Here is a 26,138-nt window from a genome sequence, read left to right on the forward strand (position 1 = left end):
TCAGGCTCCCTGCCGCGGCAGCTTCGAGAGGCGTTCCGCCATGCGAGAACCTTCCCGGATGGCATAGTTCGTCCCGCGGTCTTCGGGATAGATCTGGGCCATCGTCGAGATCAACGCATTCACGTACGGCGTCTCTTCCGCAGGCACGTACTTCGAGTAGCCACGCTCGGTGACCGGCTGCGCGTAGTCGGCACGCCAGATGCGGAATTCCTTCACCCAATCCCTGCGGAAATTCGGGAACATCCGTTCGAGATGCGGCAGCGCGTACTGCAGGTACTCGTCGTCGCTCATCGACCAGGTTTCGTCCGAGGTCGCGAGGTAACGCGAGAGGAACACGATATGACGGCCCGCATAGTGCGAACTGTCGTCGAGGTTGGTGTGCTCGATCACGCCGACGAACGGGAAGCCCGGGTCGTTGACATTGATCCAGTAGGTATCCGACAGGCTGTGCGTGAGCTCCATGACCAGGCAGACATTGCCCAGGTAATTGACGCGCTCAAGCGTGTCGAGCCACGGTTTCGGCGCGTCTTTCAGGATCTTTGCAATGATCTTGAACGACGGCGTGAACAGGAAGTTCGAGGCGGTGACGTCGCCGGCCACCGTCTGCAGTGCGTGGATGCGGTCCCCGTCCGTGACGGTGCCGGTCACGGGCGTGTTGTAGCGGATTTCCCCGCCAAGCGACTCGATTCGTTCCGCGATCGCCTCTGCAAGCCGGCCGAAGCCTCCACGGAAATAGGCGAGCTGTTCGCCGCCCTTCGGGTCGCGGGTGCTTCCGCGAAGCACGAGCTTCTTCCAGAACCAGACCGCGTTGATGTCTTCGGCGAATACCGAGAACTTCGAACGAATGAGTGGCTCCCAGACCAGCTCGAAAACCTTCTTGCCGCAGAGCGGTTCGAGCCACTCGCGAATCGTCAGGTGCTCGATTTCCTTCCAGTCCTTTACCTTGCGGACCTGGAAAACCAACCAGCCGAGGCGAATGCGGTCGACGAACGGCAGCGGGCTGAAACGAAGCACGTCGAGCGGCGTCGAGAGCTTCCAGAGACGGCCGTTGTAGTACATGCCGGTGCGCGAAGGGAGGGTCAGGATCAGGTCACTGAGGCCCAGCTCTTCGACGAGCTTCGGTACGTAGGCATCGTTGTTGAACCAGTGGTGGTAGAACTTTTCGATGCGAACGCCATCGTCGAAGTCGAACGTACCGGCGAGACCACCGGGAGATGCGTCCGACTCGAGGACCACGACTTTCTTGCCGGCCTGTGCGAGGCGGAGCGCCGCGACGAGGCCGGCAAAGCCGGCACCGACGATCGCGGTGTCATAGGTAGGGGAAGCGGGGTGGTTCATGCTTGGTCTCCGGAAGCGTCGCGCGAGGCCTGGTTGCGCGCCGCATTGAATAGGTTGCGATGGAAGAGCATGACGGTCGCGCCGGCGATCGTCGTAGGGAGCCAGACGCCCAGGTGGCAAAGCACGGCAAGCGTCATCGCCTGGGTGGCGGAGCCGCCCATCAGGTGGGCGGCGGTGAACGCCGCCAGATGGTACGGACCGACATAGCCGGGCGAGGAAGGGACGAGCGTGGCGATGGTCGCCATTGACATCAGCAACAAGCCACCAGGCAGCGAGAAAACCATGCCGATGCCCTGCATGAGCGCAAGGTAAAGTCCGAGTTCACCCGCCCAGGCTACGAACGATATGGCGAGCGCCGCGATGATCGTGCGCATGCGCGAGATCGACTGCAACGCTTCGACCAGATCGGCGATCGCATGAAGGACGCTGATCAGTTTTTCAGGTGCCTTCGGCTGGAGGCGAGTGGCGAACCACCGTACAAGGCGAACAATGAGGCCGGTGAACAGGATAAGGCTGAGCAATGCCGCGCTACCCAGGACAGCGAGGACAATGACGATGTCGACTACCGAAGCAGGAAGTGCTCCCTTCGGAAAGAACGACGCCGCCACAGCAAGGCACATAAGCAGGGTCAGTAGGTCAACCAACCGCTCCAGTACGAGGGTGGCGGTTGCCCCGGTCTTGGTGACGCCAAGCGCAGCAGGAAAGACTAGTGCCCGCACGACATCGCCTAGTCGGAAGGGAAGAACATTGTTCAGGGCGATCGATGCCAGGAAGGGACTGGCGCAGGCAGCTGTGGTGACTTTGGGGCCGGATGCCTCGAGCAAGAGCTTCCAGCGGAAGATACGTGCCGTGTACCCGATCGCGAGCGATAGGATGCCAACAATCAGATACGGCCAGTGAAATGTTGCAAGTGCGCGCCCGACTTCCTCGAACTTGATATTGCGAAAAACGAAGTAGAGGCATACGGCCGACAATGCACAGCCGACAATAAGGCGAACGATGCCGCCTTTGCCTTTCATCGGTTTGATGCTGGCTACCGGTTCATCAAGCATCGTCAGGCTTTCCACGGGGCGTTGCCGGTGTCCCATAGCGCCTGCAGTTCACGTTTGTCACGCAGCGTATCGCAGGGCTGCCAGAATCCATGATGTTGGAAGGCCATGAGCTGACCGTCCTTCGCAAGGTTCGCGAGCGGCGCCCGCTCAAACGATGTGTCGTCGCCATCGATATAGTCGAGGGCCGAAGGCTCGAGGACGAAGAAGCCACCGTTGATCCAGCCGATCTCGTCTTGCGGCTTTTCCTCGAAGCTCGTCACGTTCGCGTCCTTGCCCATGTTGAGGACGCCGAAACGGCCGGGTGGCTGCACCGCGGCTACCGTGGCCAGCCTGCCGTGGCCCCGGTGAAACGCCACTTCCCGCGAGATGTCGATGTCGGATAGACCATCGCCGTAGGTCAAGCAAAACGTTTCCTCACCGAGATACTGGCGGACCCGCTTTACGCGACCTCCCGTCATCGTGTCCTGCCCGGTATCTATCAGGGTAATGGTCCAGTCCTCGGCCTGGGTATCCAGGACCGCTGCTTCGCCCGTGCGGAGGTTGATCTCCAGATCGGCCGTATGGCGGTAGTAGTTGAAGAAGTATTCCTTGATCACGTACCCCTTGTAGCCAAGGCAGATCACGAAGTCCTTGATGCCATGCTTTGAATAGCTCTTCATGATGTGCCAGAGCAGCGGCCGCCCGCCAACCTCGACCATGGGTTTGGGTTTGTAATCGGACTCTTCAGCGATACGCGTGCCGAGCCCGCCTGCGAGAATGACTGCCTTCATGTTTGAGCTACTCAAAGTTTGATGTCGTTGGAATCCAGGTTCAACGAATCCTGGATGATGGCGATGGGTTCTTTGCGGAGAATCCGATAAATGCGTAGCAGATATTCACCCAGGATCCCGAGCAGTAGCGACTGAAAGCCGATACCGAAAAGGATGAGGATGTGCAAGCTTGCCAGGCCTCGCGGGAAGTCCGGGAAAAGCAATTTCAGCACGAGGTAATACACGGTGCCGAGGGCGGACAGAGAGAGAATCACGATGCCTGCAACCGTCGCCAGACGGAGCGGCACCAGGGAATGATTGAATACGCCGGTAAGGCCGAGGCGGATCAACTGCGCGACGCCGAACTTGCTTGAGCCGGCAACACGTGCGGATCGGTCATATGTCACGCCAATCTGCCGAAAACCCATGCCAGCAATGAGACCGCGGAGGTAGGGCTCTGCCGAGCGTTGCTTCTCAAGCGCATCGATGACCTTTCGATCGACAAGCCGGAAGTCGCCGGCGTTCCGGGGGATAGGATGTTCACTGATGCGATCAATGACCCAGTACCCGATTTTTCGGAACGAATGAATGAACTTGCCCTCCGGACGCGATCGGCGCACGCCGTAAACGACGTGATATCCCTGCCGCCAAAGAGCCAGGAAGTCTTTCAGAAGCTCGGGCGGATCTTGCAGGTCTGCGTCGATTTGAAGCACAGCATCGCCGCGAGTGTGCAGGTAGTTCGCCATGATGGAACGTTGGAAGCCGAAGTTCTTCGAGAAACGAATGGCACGAACGCGCTCATCTTTTGCCGCCAACGCCTCCAGCATGCTCCACGTGGTATCGGTCGAGCTGTTATCGCTGAATACAAATTCAAGGCGGCATTCGTTGGCCATCGTGGTGGCAAGTGCATCCAGCCGTTGATACAGCGCTGCGATGTTTCCTTCCTCGTTGTAAACCGGAATGGCTATCGAGATCAGCGGTAGTGAGGTCATGGCGTTCCAGCGCTTTTGACTTTGGATAGATCGGAAAGGGTTTCGGCGATGCCTTGGGCCACGGTTAACCGTCGACGCCAGCCTGTATGTGTTTCGATCGCAGATGGATTTCCCACGACCCTGGGCTGATCGTCCGGTCGCAACGGCAAGGCTCCAAAACGAAGAAGCGAAGGATCAGCGTTCATGGCATCCGCTACTTCCAGCGCGAACGTCCGCACACTCGTTCCTTCGCCGGTACATACGTTGTAGTGACCGGTTGGAAGTCTGCCTTCGATCAGTCCGGAAAGGGTAGCCAGAATCGCCCCGCAAACGTCGTCGACATGGATGAAATCGCGGATCTGGAGGCCTTCGGAAAGCGGAACGTCTTCGCCTCTGAGAAGCGATTCGCGCAAGGCTGGGAGGAGGCGGTGCGGCGCTTCCCCTGGGCCAAAAACGTTGAAGAGACGTAGGTTGACGCTAGGCAATCCTAACGCCAGTCCGGTGGCGAGTGCCATGAGTGCACCTGCTGCCTTCGTGGCTCCGTACACCTTCGTGGCTTCGAGAGGAGCGTCTTCTGAAATGCATTCACCTTTGAAACGGGCGTATTCCGAATTAGTCCCGGTCATCACAAAGCCCCGCGCCCCAAGCGCGTAGGCCATCTCGGCAATCTCGGCCGGGAGTTGCCCGTTGATCCGGCGGAGATTGCCAAGATCGCGGTCTGCTGGATTCACGCCGGCAGCAGCGAGATGCACGACTGCGTCGATCTGTGTAGACCCGATGGCAGACCGCATTTGCTCTGTATCCAGCCGCGATACGACACGATGATCGACGGTACCCGCAGAGCTTCCGCGCAATGCGCCGCGGCCGACAGAGAGGACGTCGATGTTCGCGGCTGCCAGATGAGCAAGGAGTCTGTTGCCGATGAACCCGGATCCGCCGGTGAGCAGGATGCGAGTCATGCGACCTGGTTCTCGCGATCGAGCAGGGTCTTTCGCCAGGCCCCTATCTGGGCGGCTGTGATTGCGGGGGCTCCCTGTTCGCCGAGGTAGAAATCGCGATACCAGGCAGCCGTGCGCTCGATCGTTTCCTCGACCTCCCACGCTGGACTCCAACCAAGCACATCACGTGCAAGGGTGCTATCAAGGGCCAGCAACTGAGCTTCTTTCGCGGGGTTGTCGAGGTATTCGAGATTCGGCCGGGTCCAGGTGCCTGAGAGGCTCTCGAGCACCGTGCGTACAGTCAGTGCACGCCCGTCAGCGGGCCCGAGGTTCCAGCTGCGGGCCGCGGCTTGGGGATTTTCAATGAGGCTCGCAGCCAGCATCAGGTAGCCCTGGACAAGGGCGAGGACGTGCTGCCAAGGGCGCGTTGCATCCGGATAACGCAGTGTGAGTGAAGATCCGCTCGTGACGGCGCGCACGAAATCGGGAACGAGCCTGTCCTCCGACCAGTCTCCTCCACCAATGATGTTGCCACCACGGGCCGTCGCGATGGGGAGGGCACTGCCATCGACGCGCTGGAACGCGTATTGATAGCTCTGGATGACCATTTCCGCTGCCGATTTCGACGCGCTATACGGATCCTTTCCACCCAGAGGATCGTTCTCGCGGTAGGGCCAGGGCCACTCCTTGTTCTCGTAAACCTTGTCCGTCGTCACGCATACAATGGCTTCGAGACCCGGAACGTGTCGGGCAGCTTCGAGCACGTTGAGCGTTCCCATGACGTTCGTATTGAATGTCTCGAAGGGCTCGCGGTAGCTTCGGCGCACGAGGGGTTGGGCAGCCAGGTGAAGCACAACCTGTGGTGCAAAGGCCCACATGGCCTCGTTCAGGGCGTCGCGATCACAGATGTCCCCGATGGTGGAACGCATGCGACCTTCCAGCGCGAGTTCGTTCCACAGGCTCGGTGATGTTTCCGGCGCGAGTGAGAAGCCGCATACATCAGCTCCGATTTGCGCCAGCCAAGCGGAAGCCCAGCTGCCTGTGAAGCCTGTATGGCCGGTCAGAAATACCCGCTTGCCACGCAAGGCCGTTTCGAAGGCCAGAAGTTCGGTGTGTTGCATTGTTGCAAGTATCCCTGTCAGGCCGGTCGTGAATCCGGGGCGACTCTCTCGCCCCGAAGCGTCAATGGCGTCGTAAGTTCGGTCCAGCCGACATGCGCAGACGTCTCGCGAATTCCCCTGCGGCGACGTCCCTTCCTGCTTGTATCAGCTAATGGCGGCTTCGAGCTCCGGGAGGATCTTGAAGAGATCCCCCACCAGGCCGATGTCGGCAATCTCGAAGATCGGTGCCTCGCCGTCCTTGTTGATGGCAACGATGGTGCCGGCGTCCTTGATACCCGTCAGATGCTGGATCGCACCCGAGATACCGATGGCCATGTAAAGCTCCGGCGCAATGATCTTGCCGGTCTGGCCGACCTGCATTTCGTTCGGGCAATAGCCGGCATCGACAGCGGCGCGCGAAGCACCTACTCCCGCACCGATCTTGTCGGCGAACTTGTAAATGATCTCGAAGTTTTCCTTCGAGCCCACGCCACGGCCCCCGCTGACGACCCTGGCGGCACCCTGCAGGTCCGGGCGGTCGCTCTTGCCCTGCTGCAGGTTCACGAAGCGCGTGTGCGAGGGCAGGGTGGCATCGACGGTCAGTGCCTCGATCGGCGCGTTGCCATTCGAAGCCGCTGCCGGCCAGGACGCCGTACGGATCGTGGCGACGACCGTGGAGGCGGCGTCGACTTCGACGGTCACGATGGCGTTACCTGCATAGATCGGGCGCTTGAAGCTGTGCGCGCCTTCCACGCTCATCACGTCGCTCACCTGCGACACGCCGAGCAGGGCGGCCACGCGCGGGGCGAGGTCTTTGCCGAACGTGGTCGAAGGGGCAAATACGTGCGAGTAGCCGGCGGCCGCCTTGGCGATCTGCGGGGCGAGGATCGCGGCCAGGGCATGCGCATTTTCGGCACGAGCGATTGTCAGCACCTTGCTGACGCCATCGATCTTCGCAGCCGCGGCGGCAACCGCTTCAGGCGCGTCCGACAGCACGATGACGTCGATGGATTCCGGCTTGGCAGCAACGGCGGCGCTGACGGCGCGGGCCGTGGCGCCATTGAGCTTGCCGTCGAGGTGTTCGGCGATAACGAGGATCTTGGACATGTCGATTCTCCGGTCGGCTGCTTTACAGCAGGCCCTTCTGCTTGAGGGCCGCGACGAGCTCGGCGGCGTCCTTGACCATCACGCCCTTGCTGCGCTTGGCCGGGGCGGCGTAATGCGTGGTCTTGATGTGGTCGGCGGCATCGATGCCGAGCGAGCCCAACTCGATCACGTCGATCGGCTTGGCCTTGGCCTTCATGATGTCCGGCAGCTTGATGAAGCGCGGCTCATTGAGGCGCAGGTCCGTGGTGATCACGGCCGGGAGGTCGGTTTCGATGGTTTCGAGGCCGGCGTCGACCTCGCGGGTCACCGTGGCCTTGCCGTCGGCGATCTCGACCTTGCTGGCGAAGGTGGCCTGCGGGCGATCCCAGAGAGCCGCGAGCATCTGGCCGGTCTGGTTGGCATCGTCATCGATGGCCTGCTTGCCCAGGATCACCAGGCCGGGCTGCTCCTTCTCAATCAGCTTGAGAAAGGTCCGGGCGGCTGTCAGCGGCGACACGGCCTCGGCGGTCTGGACGTGGATGGCGCGGTTGGCGCCCATGGCCAGGCCGTTGCGAAGGTGAGCGGTGAGGTCGGCCGGGCCGATGCCGACCACGATGACTTCCTCGGCCACGCCCTTCTCGCGCAGGCGCAGGGCCTCTTCGAGGGCGATATCGTCGAACGGGTTGGCGGAGAGCTTCACGCCGTCCGTGACGACGCCGGTGCCATCAGGCTTCACCTGGATGCGGACGTTGTAGTCCACGACGCGCTTGTAACCGACCAGAATCTTCATTTAGGGGCCTTTGGCAGACGTTCGGGCCAGGGCCCGGGGACGATTGGACAAATTGACCCCGTATTATAACGCGATGGCGGCATGCGGCATCGTGCGTCGCAATACCGCCTTTGCGGCGACGGCCCGGCGGCTGGTCGTGGTCTCAGCCGGTGGCGCGATGGTGCATGCCGGCGCGAAACGATGTGACCTGGTCGGCGGAAAACGCGCCCACCAAGGTGACGTACTTCATGTGCAGGATATGGTGGTACATAACGATGTAGTTTTCCTGCGGATCATGAAGATCGAGATAGGTCGAACCCTCGACCGCATAGAGGATGGGGAACACGCCACGCAGGAAGTCCAGAAAATCGGGAACCGACGTACGCTGGAAGGCGTTCAGGCACCAGTGGTTCAGTTCAAGTGCGACGACCGGCTTGAATCGCATGATCGTGTTCAGGCCGCCGCGAAGCACTCCTCCCTCGAAGCCTTCGACATCGATTTTTACGAAGGCAAGCGCGTCGAGATCCAGCTCCGCAGCGAGATCGTCCAGGCGCCTCACATCGATCTTCTCGGTGACGTGCCCGCCCGAAACCGGCGTCCCACCCGAAACGAAACCTCCGGCTCGGCTCGATGGTGAGAAAGTCAGTTCGAATTCGCCAGAATGGTCGCCCAGGCCTACGTTGTGGAGCACGATGGCAGCGTTGCTGGAAGTGTTTTCGCGAAGGAAGGCGAATGTCGTCGGCGATGGCTCGAAGGCGTGCACGCGGTTGGCCATCCGGGAGAGCGCGAGCGCGGTGAGGCCGACGTTGGCCCCGATGTCGAGGACTGTGTCGCGAGAGAAATGGCGGAACAGCGCGATCGTATCCGGTTCGAACGTCGCGCCCACGGCCTTGAGGTAGTCGTCGTCCGAATGGATGAGGTAGGCCTGTCCGGCAATATCGATAGTTGCCGCCCTGGGCAGGCGCGACGCGGACAGGTTGTCGTTGCCGGTTCGTTTTACGGTCCGGCCTTGCGATTCGCCCCGCACGAGGTGGCTAGCAATGCGTTTGAGGTCTGCAAGCACGCACATCGATACCCACCCCTTGTTGTGCTGCCTCGCGGGCAATCACGCAGTGTTGATTGTGCCCCGATGTCGTGCCGATTGCGTGCTGTTCACTTCCACGGCCTGTCGCAACGACGCAGCGCTCTCCTTCCACGAGCGCCAGACGGGGTGGTTCCCCGGGCGCGGCCGATCGACCAGCCAGCGCGCGAAATGCGTCGCCAGACCCTCGGCGGAATCGGTATTGAAGTACGAGGGATAGTCGCCCGCCACTTCCCGGAAAACGGGGAGGGATCTTGCGATGACCGGCTTGCCTCGTTGGGCCGCTTCGATCAGGGGCAGGCCATAGCCCTCACCGCGTGAGGCGGCGACGAGCGCGGTCGATTGCCGGTACACCGCTTCCAATGTCTCGTCGTCGGCATCGGCGAGCCAGAAGAGGCGCTTGCCGTTCTCGCGGTGCTGCTGGAGGCGGTTGACGAGATCTTTCACGAGCCAGCCCTGATGACCGACGATGACCAGGCAGAGGTGCGCACCGGACTCCCAAAGGAGCTCTACCGCCTCGAGGACTTGTTCATGCCCCTTGCGCGGCTCGACGGTGCCGACCATGAGAAGTGATGGGCTGGCGGCCATCGCCTGCTCCAGGACCGGGTCGAGCGTGCCGTGTCGGCGTTCTCCATCCGATTCGGCACCGAGCTCAAAGCTGGCAATCGCGGGTACCCGTCCGGATGAGCGGGTGGCTAGCCAGGTCGCCACATCGGTCGCCGTCGTGCGGGAGATGCAATGCAGGACGTCTCCGAGATCGGCGATCATCGTCATCCAGGTGGCAAAGCGCTCCCGTGACTGCGCATGAAATGCCTCCGGCATCGTAAGCGGCAACAAGTCGTAAACCACGAAATGCATCGGTACGCCGGCGCGCCGCCAGGTTCGTAGCAAGGGACCGCTTGAAGGCAGGCTTTCCATGGCCCAGTCCAGCCCGACGTAAACCTCGTTGCCGGTGATGGCAACGAGGTCATCGGGAAGCTCGCCCTCCATGTCGACGCCGAGGAGTTGGCACGCGTAGGCGTGCGCGTGGTGGTATCGGCCTTCCCGAAACGCGATGGGTTCAATCCGGACGCCTTCCGGCGGATCGCGCAACCATTCACGAAGAATCGATCGCACCACACGATGCACGCCTGTTCCCAGATCGTTCGAGGCGATATGGGTGACGTCGACCAGCCAGCGAGCATGCCTGCCCGGCGTCGCGCGGCTCAGGGCATCTGCCACACATGCCAGGTCGTCATCCGAAAGTGCAGGAGCTATCGAGGGGGCGATACGTTCTTCAACCATGCGCTGGCGGGCCAGCGGATGGACGCGGTGAAGGCGTTGAAGTTGGGTCCGTAACGCGGTGCCCTTTGGCACGTCGTCATGCAAGACGCCAATGGCGTCCTGATCGATCAAGGCGATCCAGTCTTCAGAATTCCAGCGGCTGGCGAGCCCGGCGTAGCCGCCCAGCCGGTAGCGATCGCCAGCGAGCTGGGGGCCCTCCGTGGGCAGCGGACCTGACCAAAGGACGGTACCGGGCCACTGGCGCAGTGTTGGCAGCGTGGCACCGACATTCGTGGCATCGATGCGATACAGCGGCAGTTCGAGAGGAGGTTCATCGGCAAGGAGCCGAGGCCGGGGCCCAGGCACGGTCGTTCGAGATTCGATAGCAGCCATGGCGCGCTCTGCCACCGCTTGCCAACTGAAGTGTGAAGCCCGCGCCAGGCCGCTGCGGCGGAGGCCTTCCGCGATCTCTGGATGGGTGAGCACGGCTTCCATGCGTGCCGTCATGGCGCCTGGTTCATCCGCGTCGAAAAGGGCTTCCGGGTCGCCCACGACTTCCGGCAAACTGGTTGCGTCGTTGACGATAGCCGGTGCGCCGCAAGCCATCGCTTCCAGTGGCGCCAGGCCGAAGCCTTCGCGTTCGGACGGAAACACGAACAGTGCGCAAGTCTGATAAAGCCGGACCAGGTCCGCGTCACTGACAAACCCGGTAAAGATTACTTCGTCCGGCCTCAGGTGCGAGATCGCCATCGCTTCGGCGAGACGTTCGCCGACAACCGGGCTGATGCGTCCCACGACGACGAGAACGTGTGTCGAACGCAGTGTGGCGGGAAGTGCCGCATAGGCTTCGACCAGCGCGATGACGTTCTTTCGCTTATCGAATCCGCCGTTGTACATCACGAAGGAGCGGGTGATCCCGAAGCGCTCGCGCAGCACGGTCGCGTGGTCGATGCCCGGGACGGGCGGAGCAAAACACGCCTCCACGCCTGCGCCGATCGCAACGATGCGCTCCGGATCAATACCGAGTCGTTCGATGGCGTCGGCGCGAACCCACTCGGAAATGGCCAGGAGCAGGTCGCAATGCTTCAGGACCTCGATCCTGCGCATGTACCAGTCACGTGATCGGGCATGACCCAGGTACTCGGGGTCGTGAAGTGGAATCAGGTCGTACAGCGTGGCTACCGTAAAGGCATCGGGTGTCGTGTATGGGACGAGCGCGTCGTCGGCAAAACCCTCCACGACACTGCTCAACCAGACGACATCTGGGCTCCCGACGTCGAGCGCATGGGTGAAGACGCGTTCGGCGGCTTCACGACGCGTGTCGTTGATGTGATTGTCCGAGGACGTGTTGCGAATGGGGCCGATGGCACGGCGGCGAACGCCCTTGCCGGTTTCGGCCAGCGTCTCGACGGCCTCGTCGATGCCATCGAGCGCGGCGTTGAACACCAGGCTCGTGTCATGAGACGGGTGTCCGAGTTCGAGGAAGGCTCGGGTGACGGCCAGGCAATAGCGACCAATGCCACGATGCCGGCTGTCCGTCTGCGCTCCCTGCATGTCAATCACGATCTTCACCGACGAGTATCTCCGCGCATTCTGTCGTAAGCACGGCGGCTCGATTCAGGCAGGCGCCTGGCATCTACGTCGAGCACGGCTTCGGGATGGATGACGCGGTGGGCTACCGTGCGCAGCTTGCCGTCGAGGGTGGGAAAGCGGTAAATCACGTTGACGAGGAATCGCTTCAGAGCCGGATATCGCCCGAGAAAACGAAGAAGCGAGCGCAGCGCGGGGCGAAAGAAGCGACTCATGCGAGCGGCTCGTCCAGCGCCCGACGCAAAACCTCGCGCGCACGCTCGATAGAAAAGTGGCGACGGACGTTTTCCAGGCCGGCATCGGACAGCTGCAGCCAGAGGGCCTCATCGTGGTAAAGGCGATCGACGGCATCAGCCATGGTTGTCGCGTCATCCTGGATCAGCGCATCCACGCCATTCTCCAGATACATGCCCTCCGCAGCCAGCGTGGTGACGACCACGGGCAGACCATGGCTCATGGCTTGGTTTACCTTGCCTTTCACGCCTGCCCCGAAACGCAGGGGTGCCACGGAAATCCGCATGCTGGCAAGCAGGGGAGCGAGGTCTTCGACACGGCCGTGGACCACCATGCCTTCGCGTTCAATGGCGCGGCGCGTGGCGTCGTCGATATCGCCGACCACGTGAAAGACAATGGAAGGATCGCGCTCGCGCACCCTGGGCAGCACATGCGTGGCGAACCAGCGAACCGCATCCTCGTTCGGTGGATGCCCGAAACCACCGACGAAAAGCAGTCCACTGCGCGTAGCAAACGGCTCCGACCGGCCGGCGACATCATGGATATTGCTCACCAGCTCCACGCGCGAGCGCGGCGTTTCGGCGGTGAGAATGTCGCGTTCGTCCCCGCTGACGACGAGCGTGACATCGGCGCGCTCGACCATCGCCAGCTCACGTCGACGGGACCTGGCAGCCTGCCGGGCGAGCGAGGCGCTCAATGTCAGCGTGGCGGCGCGCTCTTCGCGTATGTAGTGCAGATCCACGGTATCGAAGACGATCCGTGCCCGCGGCGCGAGGCGACGGGCGAGGGCGAGGTACTGGTCGGCCACCGGCAGGCGACAGAGCATGATCGCGTCCAGCGTGGGGCCATGCTCGCGCATCCACGAGGCGGGACCGCCACGGTGCACCTGCACGCCAAGTGCCGCCAGTCGCACCACGTCCTGCGCCGTCGCATCGTCATCATCCGCGATGAAGTCGACATGCCAGCCGTCGGCATTGAGCAGCGCGAAGATCTGGCACAGGCGCATCGAGCCGGAATCGCGGGTCGGATCGGGCGTCATGGTCTCGACGACGAGGATCCTGCGGTGCTGCTTGCCATCGGCAGGGGCACGCAGGACGCCCGTTGCGACTCCATCGTGAGCGATGACGGATGCGACGGCGCGATCGCGCATGGCCCGTCTAAACGTTCCGCGCCACCCGCGAATGGCAATGCTGCCCTTCAGTCGTCGTACCAGGTGCCCGATACGGCGCAGCTTCCAGCCAATATCCATCAAAGGTTCTGGTAGTTCGGACCAGAGCCGCCTTCCGGCGTCACCCAGGTGATGATCTGGTAGGGATCCTTGATGTCACACGTCTTGCAATGCACGCAGTTCGCCGAATTGATCTGGAGGCGCTTCCCAGCGTCATCCTGGACGATTTCGTACACGCCAGCGGGACAGAACTTCTCGCAGGGATTGCCATATTCGGTGGTGCAACGATCGATGCAGATCGACGTGTCGGCCACCTTCAGGTGCACCGGCTGGTCTTCATCGTGTTCGGTGGCGGCGAAGTACACGCTGGCCAGGCGATCGCGCGGCGCAAGCGTCCGGTCCACGTAATCCTTGGTGGGTGCCTCGTACTGCCCCAGCTTGTCCAGTGACGACCAGTCCGCATGGTTCTTCATCGTCCACGGCGAGCGGCCGCCGGTGACCGTTTCCCACGCGGCGTTGATCAAGCCGAACCACAGGCCCCTGTTGAATCCAGGGCGGATGTTGCGCACTTTCTTCAGCTCGCTCATCACGGCCGAGGCACGCAGCTTCGCATCCCAGCCGGCGGGATCCAGCGCGCTGGCAACGAGGTGTTCCGCGGCAAGCATGCCCGAGGCGATGGCCTGGTGGGTGCCCTTGATCTTCGGCACGTTGACCAGGCCGGCGGAATCGCCGATCAGGATCGCACCGGGCATGTCCACCTTCGGCAGCGACTGGAAGCCGCCTTCGATGATGGCGCGCGCGCCCGCCGAGAGGATGGTGCCGCCTTCGAGCAGTCCCTTGACGTTCGGATGGTGCTTGAACTGCTGGAACGCCTCGAACGGCGAGAACGTCGGGTCCGGATAGTCGAGGCCGACCACGAAGCCGATCGCCACCCGATCCTTGTCCAGGTGATAGAGGAAGCTGCCGCCGTAGGTGTCGTTGGCCAGCGGCCAGCCAGCCGTGTGCACGACCTTGCCGGCTTCGCCGCGACCCGGCGGTAGCTGCCACAACTCCTTGATGCCGATGCCATAGGTCTGCGGATCGCTGTCCTTGTCCAGGTCGAAGTGCTTGATCAGCGACTTGCTGATGTGACCGCGGCAGCCTTCGGCGAGTACGGTGACTTTGGCGCGGATATCGATGCCTTCGGTATAGCCGGGCTTGTGCGTGCCGTCGCGCGCCACGCCCATGTCGCCGATGCGTACGCCGTTTACCGCGCCGGCCTCGTCGAACAGGGCTTCGGCCGCGGCATAGCCCGGGAACACGTCCACGCCCAGGGCCTCGGCCTGCGGCGCAAGCCAGGCGCACAGGGCGCCGAGGCTGACGATCACGTTGCCGTGGTTGTTCATCTGCGGCGGCGCCACAGGCGCCTTGATGCCCGTCGCGTGATCGCGCAGCAGCCAGAACTCGTCCTTGGTCACCGGCACGCAGATCGGTGGGGGACTGTTGCGCCACTCAGGCAGCAGGCGATCCAGCGGCGCGGTCTCGATGACGGCGCCGGACAGGATCTGTGCGCCGATGGTCGACGCCTTCTCGATCACGCAGACCGTGACCTCCGGATTGAGCTGTTTCGTACGCATCGCGAACGCCAGGCCGGCGGGGCCGGCCCCGACGACGACGAGGTCGTATTCCATGGTTTCGCGTTCGCTCATGGCTGGCTCACTCAATCTTGGCTGGCTTCGGGGATCAACCCGGCATTGTCCGGCTTCCCCCTCGCGCGGGCAATGTCGTCGTTTCAAACAGGCTGGGTTGCATGTCCTTCACATTGCGCGTTCATAATCGGACCCATGCGCAAGGAGAGTTCATGAATACGATGCCGCCGGTGGCCGACACCGACATGCGCCGCGCCACGCTGCTGCAGATCCTGCATTGGCTGGCGATCGGGAGGGTCCAGCCCCAGGCCCTTTCGGATGCTTACCAAAATGCGATCGAACGCTTGAATCCACGGCTCAACGCCTTCGTGGACTTCAGCGCTCCGCTCATCCAGGAGCAGGCGCTCGCTGCCGATCGGCGCCGCCGCGACGGCGTTATCGGTCGTCTCGATGGCATCCCCATCGCCATCAAGGACAACTTCGACGTCGCCGGCGTGCCGACGCGTGCCGGTATGCGGCGGCGCAGCGTGATCCCCGACGACGACGCACACTTGGTCGCACGCCTGCGCGCCTCAGGCGCCGTGCTGCTGGGCAAGACCAACATGGACGAAGGTGCGCTCGGGCTCACCACCAACAATCCGTTTCATGGCGCAACGCACAATCCGCATCGACTGGGCTTTACCGCCGGCGGTTCGTCCGGTGGCGCGGCGGCTGCCGTCGCGTCGGGCATGGCCGTCGCGGCGATCGGCTCAGACACCCTGGGTTCGGTCCGCGTTCCGGCAAGCTATTGCGGCGTGTATGCGCTGAAACCGACGCACGGCGAAATCTCGGCCCGGGGCCTGGTACCGGCGGCGCGCCGCCTGGACGCGGTCGGCCTGCTCGCGCGTGGCGTCGACGACCTCACCGTCCTTCTGCAGACGCTGGCGGGCTATGACGCCGATGACGCGCGCTCGCGCCGTCGCCGCGTGGCGTTCTCGCCGCCGGATTGGGAGCCGGGCAACCTGCGCGCGGGTTTCCTGCCAGACCTTGCCGCTGTGGGCGTGGAGCGCGATGTCATCGATGTATTCGAGGACGCGCTGAGCAAGCTCAACGGTGAACTGGGCGAACGGCGTCTGGTGGATTTTTCCGATTGGGACTTCGCCAGGACACGCCGTGCCGGCCTGTTGCTGATGGAGGCCGAAATGCTCAACACGTTCGCGGACGAGTTGGCCGATGAGGCGTACCCGGTGTCGCCGGGCTTCCGGAAGATGGTCGATTTCGCCGCGGGCAAGTCGGCGGCCGACTATGTCGCCGCAGACCGTGTGCTCGACGACGCCACGCTGAAGATGCGTCGCCTGTTCGCCCAGGTCGACGTGTTGGTGATGCCGACGACCTCGCAGGGTGCTTTCCCGTTGGACGGGCCGGTTCCCGCCTCGCAGGCGGACCTGTGCAGCTTCGCCAGCCTGGCGGGATGTCCGGCGGTCAGCATTCCGATGGGTACGTTACCGAACGGAATGCCGATCGGGATGCAACTGGTCGGTGCGCGTGGTTCGGACCTGCGACTGCTGGAGCTGGCGGCGGTATGTGCGTCGTCGCTGGATGCCGAGCCGGCGTATCCCGTCGAGCCCGTCTAGGCACATGGGCATCTGATGTGGGAGCCGCTTCAGCGGCGATGCTCTTGCGAGGCCAAAGGCATCGCCGCTGAAGCGGCTCCCACATGTCACGCGGCTCCGACGTTCGCGGGCCCTGATTACCGAGGCGCGTTACCCGCCTCCAACGTCCACCCCACGACCTCGCGCGACACCTTATCCATCGCCCGTCCGAACGCATCGACGACTTGCGGCACGTCCTTGCCTTCCACCGGCTCGTGCACCTCGAAACGACGGCTGCCTACGATCTGGTGCTTGCGTGTCGAGGCGAGCACGGCGTCGTAGCGAATCACCACCTCGGGCTTGCCCGAGACGTACTCGGTCTGGAACGCGGCGAGACTGCCGCCCAGCTCGAAGTCCGCGCCGAGGTTGTTCTCGTCCGTGCTCAGCGCGGCGATCCGGCCGCTGTCGCGGAACGCATCCGCCAGGCGATCGCGGAAGAGCTTGGTCGTGTTGTCGTTCCACCGGGCGCCCGCATACACGGTGATCTGGTTCGAATCCGGGACCACGGCAATGCGCACGTTATCCAGTGAGCGAGGCGCGCTGGGTGCGGCGACGCGCAAGGCCCAAGTCACTGGTACGGCGGCAGCGGGTCGCGCCCCGGGTGCGGCGGGCAGGGTGTAGATCTTCGGCGTTTCGGCCCTGGGCAGGATCGAGCATGCCGACACCAGCGCGAGGAGCAGCGGAGCGGCGAGGCGGGCACGCATCATGGGGTGAACTCCTTGGTCTTTTCACGGCCGAACAGGTAGCCGCTGGGATTCTCGTCGAGGCGACGGGTGATCGAACGTAGCGAGGTCAGGGTGTCGCGTAGTTCGCGCAAGGCCGGGGCCAGTTCACCCAGGCTGGCCGCACCGCCGTTCAGCGCATCGCTGTTGTCGTTGATCAGGCGATCCACCGAGGCCATCGAATGTTCGAGTGACGCCATCGCGTGCTGCGCGCTTTCCAGGGTGGCCTTGCCCTGGCCTTCGATCAGGCCATTGGCGTTGTGCACCAGCTTCTGGCTTTCCGCCAGCGTCTCGTTGGCCTGTGTCGTCGCCGTGGTCAGCTGCTTGATCAGCGTACGGATGTCTTCGCGCTCGTCGGCAATCACGCCGGTGGTCTGGTCGAGGTGGTCGAGCGTGCGTTCGATCCGGTGCACGTTCTCTTTCGAAAGCAGGTCGTTGGCTCGCGCAGCCGCCTGGCTGATATTGGTGATCAGGTCTTCGCCGTTGGCGAGCAGGCGGGCGAGCGGCGAGGGGTCGGCGATGATCACCGGCACTTCGCCGTCGTGCCCGACCAGCAGCGGGGCGCCGGGCGTGCCGCCGGACAACTGGATGATCGCTACGCCGGTCACGCCGGTGAGCGCGAGCTTGGCGTGGGTGTCCTTGCGCAGCGGCGTGTCGCCGGTCACCCGCACGCGGGCGAGAACGCGTCGCGGATCTTCCGGGTCCAGTCGCAGCTGCATGACGTCGCCGAGCCGGATGCCGTTGTACTGGACGGCACCGCCCTTCGACAGGCCGGTGACCGCCTCGTTGAAGACAATGTCGTAGTAGTTCCACTCCTGGTCCGAGTGGGCCTTGGCCAACCAGACGCCGAAGCCGAGACCAGCCATGACGATGAGGACGGTGAACAGTCCGATCAGGATGTGATGCGCGCGCGTTTCCATGGTGTCAGTCCTTGCCTTTGTGGGCGGCGAAGGTGGCCGCGCGTCCGCGCGGTCCGTTGAAATAAGCCTGTACCCAGGGATCGTCGGTGCGGGCGACCTCGTCGATCGGCGCGGCGGCGAGCACGCGCTTTTGCGATAGCACGGCCACCCGGTCGCAGGTCGAGTAGAGCGTATCGAGGTCGTGTGTCACCAGGAACACGGTGAGGCCGAGCGCGTTCCGCAAGGTCACGAGAAGGCTGTCGAAGGCAGCGGCGCTGATCGGATCCAGGCCGGCCGTCGGTTCGTCGAGGAATAGGATTTCCGGATCCAGCGCGAGGGCTCGCGCAAGCGCGGCGCGCTTGATCATGCCGCCGGAAAGCTCCGAGGGGTACTTGCGGCCGGCGTCGACGGGCAGGCCGGCGAGCGCGAGCTTCACGCCGGCCAGTCGTGTCGCATCGATGCGCGGCAGTCCCGCATGCTCGATGAGCGGCAGGGCGATGTTCTCGGCGACGGTGAGCGACGAGAACAAGGCGCCGCTCTGGAACAACACGCCGAAGCGACGCTCCACTTGTGAACGACGTTCGGCCGGCAAGGACAACAGGTTCTCGCCGAAGACGCGTACCTCGCCCGCGATCGGCCGCACCAGGCCGATGATCGTGCGCAGCAGCACCGACTTGCCCGTGCCCGAGCCACCGACGATGCCGATGATCTCACCGCGGTAAACGTCCAGATCCAGGTTTTCATGGACGGTCTGCGAGCCGAAACGATTGATCAGCCCGCGAACCTCGATGACGGTTTCACGCGCCGGTACAGCCTGGGTCTGCGCGTTCACCAGCCCATCTCCATATAGAAGAGGGCGGCGAGGGCATCGAGCAGGATAACCACGAAGATCGACTGGACCACGGCCGAGGTGGTGTGTTCGCCCACCGACTGCGCACTGCCGGAAACCTTGAAGCCTTCCATGCAACCAATCACACCGATCATGAAGGCGAACACCGGCGCCTTGCCCATGCCGACCAGGAACTGGGTCAGCGACATGTCCTGCTGCAGCATCGACAGGAACATCGAGGGTGACATCTTCAGGACCGCCAGGCAGACCACGCCACCACCGACGATGCCGGCGATCATGGCGATGAAGGTCAGCAGGGGCAGCGACACCAGCAGGGCGAGCACACGGGGAAGGACCAGCAGCTCGATCGGATCCAGGCCGAGGGTGCGGATCGCGTCGATTTCTTCGCGGGCTTTCATCGAGCCGATCTGGGCGGTGAACGCGCTGGCTGTGCGGCCGGCGAGAAGAATGGCGGTAAGTAACACGCCGAATTCACGGAGGAAGGCGAAGCCGATCAGGTCCACGGTAAAGATGCTGGCGCCGTAGCTTGCCAGCGCGGTGGATCCGAGGAAGGCCACCACCGCGCCGACCATGAAGGAGAGCAGGGCCAGGATCGGCACGGCGTCGAGCCCGGTCTGTTCGATCTGGGCGACCACCGCGGTGGTTCGCCAGTGCCTGGGGCGAAACGTGGTGCTGGCGAAGCCCTGCAAGGTGATGCCGATGAAGCCCAGTAGCTTTAACGTCTGTTTCCAGAACGAGCCCATGGCGGTGCCGATGCGCTCGAGCATGACCACGAAGCCGGCATCCCTCGGCCGCTTCACTCCCTTACAGTACGTGTCGATCGCATCGCCGACGGTCTTCAGCAGGGCGCGCCGGGCAGGTGGCAGCGACTCGTCCTGGGCCAGGGTCTGGGTGCGCTGGCTGCCGAGCATCTCGGCGATCACGAAGGCGCCAGAGGTGTCCATGGCGCCCAAGTCGTGGATGTCCACCGTCACGTCGTTGCCCACCGTGCCCGCCAGCGCGTTGGCCCGGGCCTGCAACTCCATGTAGTGGACCAGCGTCCAGTCCCCGCTCAGGGCAAGTCGAGCACCGCCCGCATCGCGGGTGAGGGTGGCCGAGCCAGGCGGGGATGGGGTCGTCATGGGCGAAGGCTAGCAGATGCCGATGCTGCGTTTGCGCTTGGCCTGATGGCCTTTGCGGGCCGATAATGCGGGGCTGTTCCCGCCGACATTCCCCTGCAAGGTACGACGATGACCGACAAGACCGAACTCAACGCCTCCCACCGTGAACTCGGCGCCCGCATGGTCGACTTTGGCGGCTGGGACATGCCGATCGCCTACGGCTCGCAGATCGACGAGCATCACGCGGTGCGCAAGGACGCCGGCATGTTCGACGTCTCGCACATGACCGTGGTCGACCTCACCGGCGAACGCACCCGGGAATTTCTCCGCAAGCTGGTCGCCAACAACGTCGACAAGCTGACCAAGTCGGGCAAGGCGCTCTACACCTGCATGCTCGACGAGACCGGCGGGGTGATCGACGACCTCATCGTCTACTTCCTGCGTGAGGATTTCTTCCGTCTCGTGGTCAACGCCGCCACGCGGGCGAAGGACCTGGCCTGGATCGAAAAGCAGGCCACGGCCTTCGGGATCACCGTGCGCGAGCGCCCGGAATTCGGCATGGTCGCCGTTCAGGGCCCCAACGCCCGCGAGAAGCTGATCGGCCTGCTGCCGGACGACATCCGCGAGAAGGCACGCAAGCTCGGCAAGTTCGCCGCGATCGAATGCGAGGGCCCGAACGGCATGCCGCTGTTCCTGGCACGCACGGGCTACACGGGCGAGGACGGTTTCGAAGTGGTCGTGCCGAACACGCGCGTGGTCGAGCTTTGGAATCTCCTGCGTGAGGCGGGCGTCGCTCCGGCCGGGCTCGGTGCGCGCGATACGCTCCGCCTCGAGGCCGGGATGAATCTTTACGGTCAGGACATGGACGAGACGGTCACGCCCTGGGAAGCCTCACTCGCCTGGACCATCTCGCTCGACGAGGGGCGCGACTTCATCGGCCGCGAGGCGCTCGAGAAGCAGAAGGCCGACGGCGTGCCGCGCGTGATGGTCGGTCTGGTCATGGACGAGAAGGGCGTGCTTCGCCACGGCCAGAAGGTCATCGCCGCCAACGGCGAAGGCGAAATCCTGTCGGGCGGTTTCTCGCCGACCCTCGGTAAGTCGGTCGCCTTCGCGCGCCTGCCCGTGGGCGACCATGGCGACGTTCGTGTGGATATCCGTGGCCGCGAAGTGCCGGTACGTATCGTCAAGTTCCCCTTCGTCCGTGACGGTCAGCCGATGCCGGGCATCGTCGACGGCTGATCCGCGCGTCACTCATATATATATGTCAACGACAAAGGGGTGGCCGGGAGGCCGCCCCTTTGTCGTTGCGAAAGGCGACCTTGCCTCAGCGGTTCTTCACTTCATGCGGGGCGAGCACCATCCGGGCTTCGCCGCGAGCACCCACGAGGGGCTTCGCCTCCGTACCGTAGTTCCCGCCGCGTTCGATCACGTAGAAGGACTCGACGTAATCGTTCGAGTTTTCGAACCAGACCGCCGGCATGGCCTTGAGGATCTCGTTCGCGATCTTGGTCACACCGGTGACAATGAGGGCCGGCGGTGCTTCCGGCGAGATGAGGAGGGACAGGTCCCCCACGGCGACCAGGACGGACTCGGCCAGCGCCTTGAAGTTCGTGTTGCCGTCCTCCTCGAACAGCTGCACGTTGACGTAGTTGGTGCCGTAGTCCGTCCAGTTGATCAGGTCCATACCCGGCGTATACCAGCGCTTGTCATGGTCCAGCCATGGCATGTCCTTGGTGATGAGCTGCGGCTTGCCGTCCTTGCCCACACCCGAGACGATGGCGAAGATTTCCGCGTCGCCCTGGATGTCCGGCTCATGGTCCTTCTCCAGATAGATGCGCTTGAGCAGCGTGAGTTCCTCGACCTTCGCGTCGCTTTCGACGCCGGACACACCCGGGTGGGAGGACCCCGCCAGACGATGCGCCGCCTGCACGCCACCCTGTCGCAGGATCTCGTTCATCACCGTGGTGCCGGCGCGAATGGCGGCGCCGCTGTCCGATTCGATGATCAGCATGGGTACGGCCGGCACGGCCTCGAGGTCGTAGTGGTGCTCTGCACCCGCGGCATCGAACGCCACGACCTGCCTGGCACCAGACACCGGGTCGCGGCTCACCGTTCCCACCCATACGTCATCGGTTGCCGGCAGGGGCGCATCGCGGCCGACACCGTGAACGCGCACGTCGATCAGTGCGTCCAGCGCTCCGGTGAGGCCGCGTAGCTCGATCGCCTTGCGTTCGAGGTCGCGTAGAAGGCTGACCGTGCCCGCGCTGGACGGCGTGTGCACGTCGCTCAGGACCTCACCGAGGGAGGCCTTTCCCTTGGCGATGTGTTCGCGCAGCGCGCTGTCGAACGCCGGATCGGCCGCGAGGGTCGCGACGCCGCGAGCCAGTTCCTCGCGGGCTTCGTCCATGTTGGTGACGTCTTTTGCCATGAGAGACGTCGGGAGGGTCAGGGCGATGGCGGTACCGATGACGCCTGCTTTGAAAATCCGTTTCACGGGGGAGCTCCTGATGGGTGGCTGTGTGGTCAGATGACGTTGCAATCGGGCAATGACCTCGAATGGGGGAAGGTATTGCCGTCGAGGTGTCGGCCGTGGCCTAGGCTCGGTGCGAAGTTACCTAGCGCTGTGAACGCGGGATGTAGGGGGGCGGTCTGCATTTATGTAAGCGGAGGCCCTGGCGCGCTTTCCCCCATCGCGCATCCCGGTACAATTGACCGGCGCACAACCCGCCCCGGCCCCGATACAACGAGGAACTCCCCATGAGCGATAAAGAAATTCCCGGCGACCTGAAATTCCAGAAGACCCACGAGTGGGTGCGCGTCGAGCAGGACGGCACGGTCACCGTCGGTATCTCCGACCACGCGCAGGGCGAACTCGGCGATCTCGTCTACGTCGAACTGCCGGAAGTCGGCTCCAGCGTCCAGGCGGGGAACGGCGTCGCCGTCGTCGAATCGGTCAAGGCCGCCTCCGACATCTATGCACCGGTCTCGGGTGAAATCACCGAGGTCAACACGGTCCTCAGCGACAAGCCGGAAACGATCAACGAAGACGCGTACGGCGACGGCTGGATCTTCAAGTTGAAGCTCGACGACAAGTCCGAACTCGACGCTTTGTTGACGGCCGACGAGTATGCCGAGATCGCCGAGAGCGACGACCACTGATCCTACTCGGCACGTTCGATTCGCATGCCGGTCGTCCTCGACCGGCATTTTTTTGTCCGGAACGGCCCTTCGGCGAAATTTTTTTTCACCCTCGGTAGCGCTTCGTTCATCCGCCAAATCGCCCCCGACAGACCGTGTCGGACGGCGCCTCTTTTTTCGTCCGCCGCCATGTGTCGTCGACTCATTGTTCGCGCCGACGAACGAAAAAACATCATTATTTAAGCTATTTGCTGAACCATTTATCTGCGCCAGTGTTTTTTATTTTGGCAGTCCATTCACTTCCGGACGTAACAGATAACCCCTCGCCACGGCCCGAGCGTGGACCCGGACGGAGGAGGTATGCATCCGCAACGTCTTCAATTCATAGCCAAAGTTTATTGACAGCGGATATGTTCAGGAATAGCTTTTGCACCAATTGACGGGGAACCCGATATGGAATTAGGAAAATTCATCAGGCCGTACGTCGAACACGGCAACAAAGCGGGAGCGGTTCGCAAGATCACTGTGTCCATTCCGCTTCACGTGCTTCGACTGCTTTCCGATGAACGTACTCGCCGCCAGGTGAACAATTTAAGGCACGCAACGAACAGCGATCTGCTGGTTGAAGCGTTCCTTCATGCTTTTACTGGGCAACCACTGCCAACTGATGAGGAGCTGAGACGAACCATGGCCACTGCCAAGAAAGCCACTGCCAAGAAGTCCGCCGCCAAAAAGGCGACGAAGAAGTCCACCGTGAAGAAGACCGCCGCGCGCAAGTCGCCGGCAAAGAAGGCCTCGACCCGTAAGGTCGCGGTCAAGAAGGCTGCGACCCGCAAGTCGCCGGCCAAGAAGGCTGCTGTCAAGAAGGTCGCCCGCAAGGCTGCCGTCAAGAAGGTAGCTGCCAAGAAGGCGGTCAAGAAGGCCGTCAAGAAGGCTTCCGTAAAGAAGACGGCGCGCAAGGCAGCACCGCGCAAGGCCGCCGCTCCGCGTAAGGCTGCTTCGAAGAAGGTTGCGGCCGCCAAGGTCGTTCGCGCGACCAAGGCTGCCAAGCCGGCTAAGGCACCGCGTGCTGCCAAGGCCCCCAAGGCTGCTAAGGCCGCCAAGTAATAAGCGTCACCTTCCAATAAGAAAGCTCGTTACGAATTATCTCCCCGCGGTGCCCAGCGCGGGGAGACACTTCGAAACCTTGACCCCGGCCCTGCCGGGGTTATTCATTTCCAGGGTGCGGTTTCTTGCCCCGGGAAAACCTCCTAGACCGCCGTGCTGGATTCACGGGGCTATTACGGTTACCTTGTCGCCACATCGCGCTGCGGGGGACGGGGGGTTCTTCGCGTCAAGCCATCAGGGGGCGCGCGCTATGCGGAGTCCGCTTTCGACCGCCATGGATAATCGTCATCGCATTCCGTCGCGCCATTGCGCGCGCGGCGCCGTCAATCCCGTGACACTCACCGTCATCGCCATTGTTCTGGCGCTGGCAGTCGCGGCCTGGTTTCTGATCATCAAACCCTATCGCGACGCGAATGCAGGCGTCACGCCGGCCACCGCCGCAGCGACCAAGCCTGGGGCGACGCGGGATACGCCAGCCAACGTCGACGCACTCAGCACCGACCAGCTCCTGGCCGAAGCCCGCACGGCGATGAACGAGCAGCGTCTCGTCGCGCCGGCAGGCAACAATGCCTTCGAGTTCTATATGAAGGTGCTGCAGAAGCAGCCGGGCAACCCCGTCGCCGCCGATGCCTTGCGCGAGACCTTCTCATACGGCGCCGCGGCGACCGAGCAGACGATCAACCAGCGGGACTTCACCGAAGCCCAGCGTGAGATCGACCTGCTCGCCAAGGCGGATCCCGAGAACTACACGCTGACCATTCTGCGTTCCAAGCTCGATGCCCAGCGCAAGACGCTGGACCGCGAGCAGCAGCAGGCGCTCGACGCGCAGAAAGCCCAGCAGCTGGCTCAGCAGAACGCCACCAGCGCCGCCAAGTTGCTGGCTGAGCAGCAGGCCTCGGCCGCCGCCGAGGCGCAGCGTCAGCAGGCGGCGCGTGAGCAGGCCGCCCGTGTCGCCCAGCAGCAGCCCGCCGCCGCGGCCGCACCCGTTGCAGCGGCACCACGTCCTGCGGCACGCGCTGCGACGGACGAGTCCATCAGCGAGGCTGTCCTGATTCGCCAGGTGAATCCGCGCTACCCGACGGCGGCCATGCGTGCGAACCAGGAAGGCTGGGTCGACGTCGAGATGACGGTCGGCGCCGATGGCACCGTGGGCAATGTCTCGGTGGTCGATGCGCAACCCAAGCACGTGTTCGACCGCTCGGCGATCGACGCGGTGAGCAAGTGGGAGTTCAAGCCGGCCAGTCGAAACGGCGAGGCGATTTCCGTCACGCTCCGCCGACGGTTGCAGTTCAACCTCGGCAGGTAAACCAAGACGGCCCCGCAAGGGGCCGTTTTTTTTGAGCCCGAACTGATTCATGTGGGAGCCGCTTCAGCGGCGATTACCAAGGTGCCGGGTTCAGCCTCTTAAGCGGATAGCCCGCTTCGCGGACTCATGTATCCAGCGGCATTCGCCGCATCACGGCCGGGGCGGTGCGAAAACCGCGAGGGGCAAGGCCCTTGGGGCCGCCGGCGCAGCTCTTCGAGGCGGGCGGTAGCTGTTCTCTCGCTCCGTAGTGAGTCGGGGCCGCCCTCAGCTCATGCGGCCCCAAGGGCCTTGCCCCTCGCGGCACCGAACACTGAGGTGGCATGTGGTCGAGCGCACCACCCACAAGCGTGCGACCCAACTGTAGGAGCCGACTATGTCGGCGAACCCTCAACCGCAATATTGCGAACGGGGCCGAACA

General features: G+C 63.3%; 23 protein-coding genes and 1 pseudogene. 5 read left to right on the forward strand and 19 right to left on the reverse strand.

What is annotated here, in order from left to right:
- The 14 genes and pseudogenes from BJI69_RS11450 to BJI69_RS11510 all read right to left on the reverse strand — a co-directional run bounded on the left by BJI69_RS11450 (window position 1) and on the right by BJI69_RS11510 (window position 15,027).
- Window positions 1–1,338, reverse strand: coding sequence for an NAD(P)/FAD-dependent oxidoreductase (locus BJI69_RS11450; RefSeq protein WP_046968526.1), 1,338 nt, complete (start codon window positions 1,336–1,338; stop codon window positions 1–3).
- Window positions 1,335–2,405: a lysylphosphatidylglycerol synthase transmembrane domain-containing protein gene (locus BJI69_RS11455; protein WP_162200993.1), complete on the reverse strand. Its 1,071-nt coding sequence runs from the start codon at window positions 2,403–2,405 to the stop codon at window positions 1,335–1,337. Before BJI69_RS11455 ends, BJI69_RS11450 begins: the two co-directional genes overlap by 4 nt.
- On the reverse strand, window positions 2,393–3,160 hold the full coding sequence (rfbF, locus tag BJI69_RS11460) for a glucose-1-phosphate cytidylyltransferase (protein ID WP_046968524.1): 768 nt from the start codon (window positions 3,158–3,160) through the stop codon (window positions 2,393–2,395). Before rfbF ends, BJI69_RS11455 begins: the two co-directional genes overlap by 13 nt.
- Before the next feature lie 11 nt (window positions 3,161–3,171).
- The gene (locus tag BJI69_RS11465) at window positions 3,172–4,131 is read right to left on the reverse strand and encodes a glycosyltransferase family 2 protein (protein ID WP_046968523.1); all 960 of its coding nucleotides are present in this window, start codon (window positions 4,129–4,131) and stop codon (window positions 3,172–3,174) included.
- Complete coding sequence (locus BJI69_RS11470) at window positions 4,128–5,069, reverse strand: NAD-dependent epimerase/dehydratase family protein (RefSeq protein ID WP_071924939.1); 942 nt, start codon at window positions 5,067–5,069, stop codon at window positions 4,128–4,130. The genes BJI69_RS11465 and BJI69_RS11470 overlap by 4 nt, the downstream gene beginning before the upstream one ends.
- Complete coding sequence (rfbG, locus tag BJI69_RS11475) at window positions 5,066–6,169, reverse strand: CDP-glucose 4,6-dehydratase (RefSeq protein ID WP_046968521.1); 1,104 nt, start codon at window positions 6,167–6,169, stop codon at window positions 5,066–5,068. The genes BJI69_RS11470 and rfbG overlap by 4 nt, the downstream gene beginning before the upstream one ends.
- Window positions 6,170–6,313: 144 nt before the next feature.
- Entirely contained in the window at window positions 6,314–7,255 is a 942-nt protein-coding gene (locus BJI69_RS11480; RefSeq protein WP_046968520.1) for an electron transfer flavoprotein subunit alpha/FixB family protein, read from the reverse strand.
- A 22-nt stretch (window positions 7,256–7,277) separates the two neighbouring features.
- Window positions 7,278–8,024 (reverse strand): electron transfer flavoprotein subunit beta/FixA family protein, encoded by a 747-nt coding sequence (locus BJI69_RS11485; protein ID WP_046968519.1) that lies wholly within the window; start codon window positions 8,022–8,024, stop codon window positions 7,278–7,280.
- 142 nt (window positions 8,025–8,166) lie between these two features.
- The gene (locus BJI69_RS11490) at window positions 8,167–9,072 is read right to left on the reverse strand and encodes an FkbM family methyltransferase (RefSeq protein WP_046968518.1); all 906 of its coding nucleotides are present in this window, start codon (window positions 9,070–9,072) and stop codon (window positions 8,167–8,169) included.
- A gap of 36 nt (window positions 9,073–9,108) precedes the next feature.
- Window positions 9,109–11,283, reverse strand: coding sequence for a glycosyltransferase family 4 protein (locus BJI69_RS11495; RefSeq protein ID WP_244890682.1), 2,175 nt, complete (start codon window positions 11,281–11,283; stop codon window positions 9,109–9,111).
- Window positions 11,284–11,385: 102 nt separating this feature from the next.
- A pseudogene (locus BJI69_RS23155) lies at window positions 11,386–11,901 on the reverse strand (glycosyltransferase family protein); the annotation flags it as partial.
- A 14-nt stretch (window positions 11,902–11,915) separates the two neighbouring features.
- On the reverse strand, window positions 11,916–12,152 hold the full coding sequence (locus BJI69_RS11500; RefSeq protein WP_046968517.1) for a hypothetical protein: 237 nt from the start codon (window positions 12,150–12,152) through the stop codon (window positions 11,916–11,918).
- Window positions 12,149–13,420: a glycosyltransferase gene (locus tag BJI69_RS11505; RefSeq protein WP_052767273.1), complete on the reverse strand. Its 1,272-nt coding sequence runs from the start codon at window positions 13,418–13,420 to the stop codon at window positions 12,149–12,151. Before BJI69_RS11505 ends, BJI69_RS11500 begins: the two co-directional genes overlap by 4 nt.
- On the reverse strand, window positions 13,420–15,027 hold the full coding sequence (locus tag BJI69_RS11510; RefSeq protein WP_046968516.1) for an electron transfer flavoprotein-ubiquinone oxidoreductase: 1,608 nt from the start codon (window positions 15,025–15,027) through the stop codon (window positions 13,420–13,422). Before BJI69_RS11510 ends, BJI69_RS11505 begins: the two co-directional genes overlap by 1 nt.
- Window positions 15,028–15,179: 152 nt before the next feature.
- Between BJI69_RS11510 and BJI69_RS11515 the strand changes: the two genes are divergently transcribed.
- A complete protein-coding gene (locus BJI69_RS11515) occupies window positions 15,180–16,580 on the forward strand; it encodes an amidase (protein WP_046968515.1) in 1,401 nt (466 codons plus the stop codon).
- A gap of 116 nt (window positions 16,581–16,696) precedes the next feature.
- On the opposite strand, the gene BJI69_RS11520 is transcribed toward BJI69_RS11515, so the two are convergent.
- The 4 genes from BJI69_RS11520 to BJI69_RS11535 are packed head-to-tail and all read right to left on the reverse strand — an operon-like array spanning window position 16,697 to window position 20,190.
- Complete coding sequence (locus BJI69_RS11520; RefSeq protein ID WP_046968514.1) at window positions 16,697–17,305, reverse strand: ABC-type transport auxiliary lipoprotein family protein; 609 nt, start codon at window positions 17,303–17,305, stop codon at window positions 16,697–16,699.
- A complete protein-coding gene (locus BJI69_RS11525) occupies window positions 17,302–18,240 on the reverse strand; it encodes an MlaD family protein (protein ID WP_046968513.1) in 939 nt (312 codons plus the stop codon). The genes BJI69_RS11520 and BJI69_RS11525 overlap by 4 nt, the downstream gene beginning before the upstream one ends.
- A gap of 4 nt (window positions 18,241–18,244) precedes the next feature.
- Entirely contained in the window at window positions 18,245–19,054 is an 810-nt protein-coding gene (locus BJI69_RS11530; RefSeq protein WP_425476882.1) for an ABC transporter ATP-binding protein, read from the reverse strand.
- The gene (locus BJI69_RS11535) at window positions 19,048–20,190 is read right to left on the reverse strand and encodes an MlaE family ABC transporter permease (RefSeq protein WP_046968511.1); all 1,143 of its coding nucleotides are present in this window, start codon (window positions 20,188–20,190) and stop codon (window positions 19,048–19,050) included. Before BJI69_RS11535 ends, BJI69_RS11530 begins: the two co-directional genes overlap by 7 nt.
- Before the next feature lie 108 nt (window positions 20,191–20,298).
- Between BJI69_RS11535 and gcvT the strand changes: the two genes are divergently transcribed.
- On the forward strand, window positions 20,299–21,408 hold the full coding sequence (gene gcvT, locus BJI69_RS11540; protein WP_046968510.1) for a glycine cleavage system aminomethyltransferase GcvT: 1,110 nt from the start codon (window positions 20,299–20,301) through the stop codon (window positions 21,406–21,408).
- An 85-nt stretch (window positions 21,409–21,493) separates the two neighbouring features.
- Here the strand turns inward: gcvT and BJI69_RS11545 are convergent, their stop codons facing one another.
- Complete coding sequence (locus BJI69_RS11545; RefSeq protein ID WP_046968509.1) at window positions 21,494–22,663, reverse strand: DUF3103 family protein; 1,170 nt, start codon at window positions 22,661–22,663, stop codon at window positions 21,494–21,496.
- 263 nt (window positions 22,664–22,926) lie between these two features.
- Between BJI69_RS11545 and gcvH the strand changes: the two genes are divergently transcribed.
- The 3 genes from gcvH (at window position 22,927) to BJI69_RS11560 (ending at window position 25,720) form a co-directional block, all read left to right on the forward strand.
- On the forward strand, window positions 22,927–23,328 hold the full coding sequence (gene gcvH, locus BJI69_RS11550) for a glycine cleavage system protein GcvH (RefSeq protein WP_046968508.1): 402 nt from the start codon (window positions 22,927–22,929) through the stop codon (window positions 23,326–23,328).
- Between the two features lie 432 nt (window positions 23,329–23,760).
- Window positions 23,761–24,414, forward strand: a complete 654-nt coding sequence (gene metJ / locus BJI69_RS23110) for a met regulon transcriptional regulator MetJ (protein WP_071924940.1) — start codon at window positions 23,761–23,763, stop codon at window positions 24,412–24,414.
- 274 nt (window positions 24,415–24,688) lie between these two features.
- Window positions 24,689–25,720, forward strand: coding sequence for an energy transducer TonB (locus BJI69_RS11560; RefSeq protein WP_046968569.1), 1,032 nt, complete (start codon window positions 24,689–24,691; stop codon window positions 25,718–25,720).
- Window positions 25,721–26,138: the final 418 nt, after the last annotated feature.

Origin of the sequence: Luteibacter rhizovicinus DSM 16549, assembly GCF_001887595.1 — a bacterium.
Taxonomy (GTDB): Bacteria; Pseudomonadota; Gammaproteobacteria; order Xanthomonadales; family Rhodanobacteraceae; genus Luteibacter; species Luteibacter rhizovicinus.

Coding starts and splice junctions, on each gene's coding strand:
- BJI69_RS11450 (WP_046968526.1), bottom strand. CDS start 1,338: ATGAACCACCCCGCTTCCCCTACCTATGACACCGCGATCGTCGGTGCC.
- rfbF (WP_046968524.1), bottom strand. CDS start 3,160: ATGAAGGCAGTCATTCTCGCAGGCGGGCTCGGCACGCGTATCGCTGAA.
- BJI69_RS11465 (WP_046968523.1), bottom strand. CDS start 4,131: ATGACCTCACTACCGCTGATCTCGATAGCCATTCCGGTTTACAACGAG.
- BJI69_RS11470 (WP_071924939.1), bottom strand. CDS start 5,069: ATGACTCGCATCCTGCTCACCGGCGGATCCGGGTTCATCGGCAACAGA.
- rfbG (WP_046968521.1), bottom strand. CDS start 6,169: ATGCAACACACCGAACTTCTGGCCTTCGAAACGGCCTTGCGTGGCAAG.
- BJI69_RS11480 (WP_046968520.1), bottom strand. CDS start 7,255: ATGTCCAAGATCCTCGTTATCGCCGAACACCTCGACGGCAAGCTCAAT.
- BJI69_RS11485 (WP_046968519.1), bottom strand. CDS start 8,024: ATGAAGATTCTGGTCGGTTACAAGCGCGTCGTGGACTACAACGTCCGC.
- BJI69_RS11490 (WP_046968518.1), bottom strand. CDS start 9,072: ATGTGCGTGCTTGCAGACCTCAAACGCATTGCTAGCCACCTCGTGCGG.
- BJI69_RS11500 (WP_046968517.1), bottom strand. CDS start 12,152: ATGAGTCGCTTCTTTCGCCCCGCGCTGCGCTCGCTTCTTCGTTTTCTC.
- BJI69_RS11505 (WP_052767273.1), bottom strand. CDS start 13,420: ATGGATATTGGCTGGAAGCTGCGCCGTATCGGGCACCTGGTACGACGA.
- BJI69_RS11510 (WP_046968516.1), bottom strand. CDS start 15,027: ATGAGCGAACGCGAAACCATGGAATACGACCTCGTCGTCGTCGGGGCC.
- BJI69_RS11515 (WP_046968515.1), top strand. CDS start 15,180: ATGAATACGATGCCGCCGGTGGCCGACACCGACATGCGCCGCGCCACG.
- BJI69_RS11520 (WP_046968514.1), bottom strand. CDS start 17,305: ATGATGCGTGCCCGCCTCGCCGCTCCGCTGCTCCTCGCGCTGGTGTCG.
- BJI69_RS11525 (WP_046968513.1), bottom strand. CDS start 18,240: ATGGAAACGCGCGCGCATCACATCCTGATCGGACTGTTCACCGTCCTC.
- BJI69_RS11535 (WP_046968511.1), bottom strand. CDS start 20,190: ATGACGACCCCATCCCCGCCTGGCTCGGCCACCCTCACCCGCGATGCG.
- gcvT (WP_046968510.1), top strand. CDS start 20,299: ATGACCGACAAGACCGAACTCAACGCCTCCCACCGTGAACTCGGCGCC.
- gcvH (WP_046968508.1), top strand. CDS start 22,927: ATGAGCGATAAAGAAATTCCCGGCGACCTGAAATTCCAGAAGACCCAC.
- metJ (WP_071924940.1), top strand. CDS start 23,761: ATGGAATTAGGAAAATTCATCAGGCCGTACGTCGAACACGGCAACAAA.
- BJI69_RS11560 (WP_046968569.1), top strand. CDS start 24,689: ATGGATAATCGTCATCGCATTCCGTCGCGCCATTGCGCGCGCGGCGCC.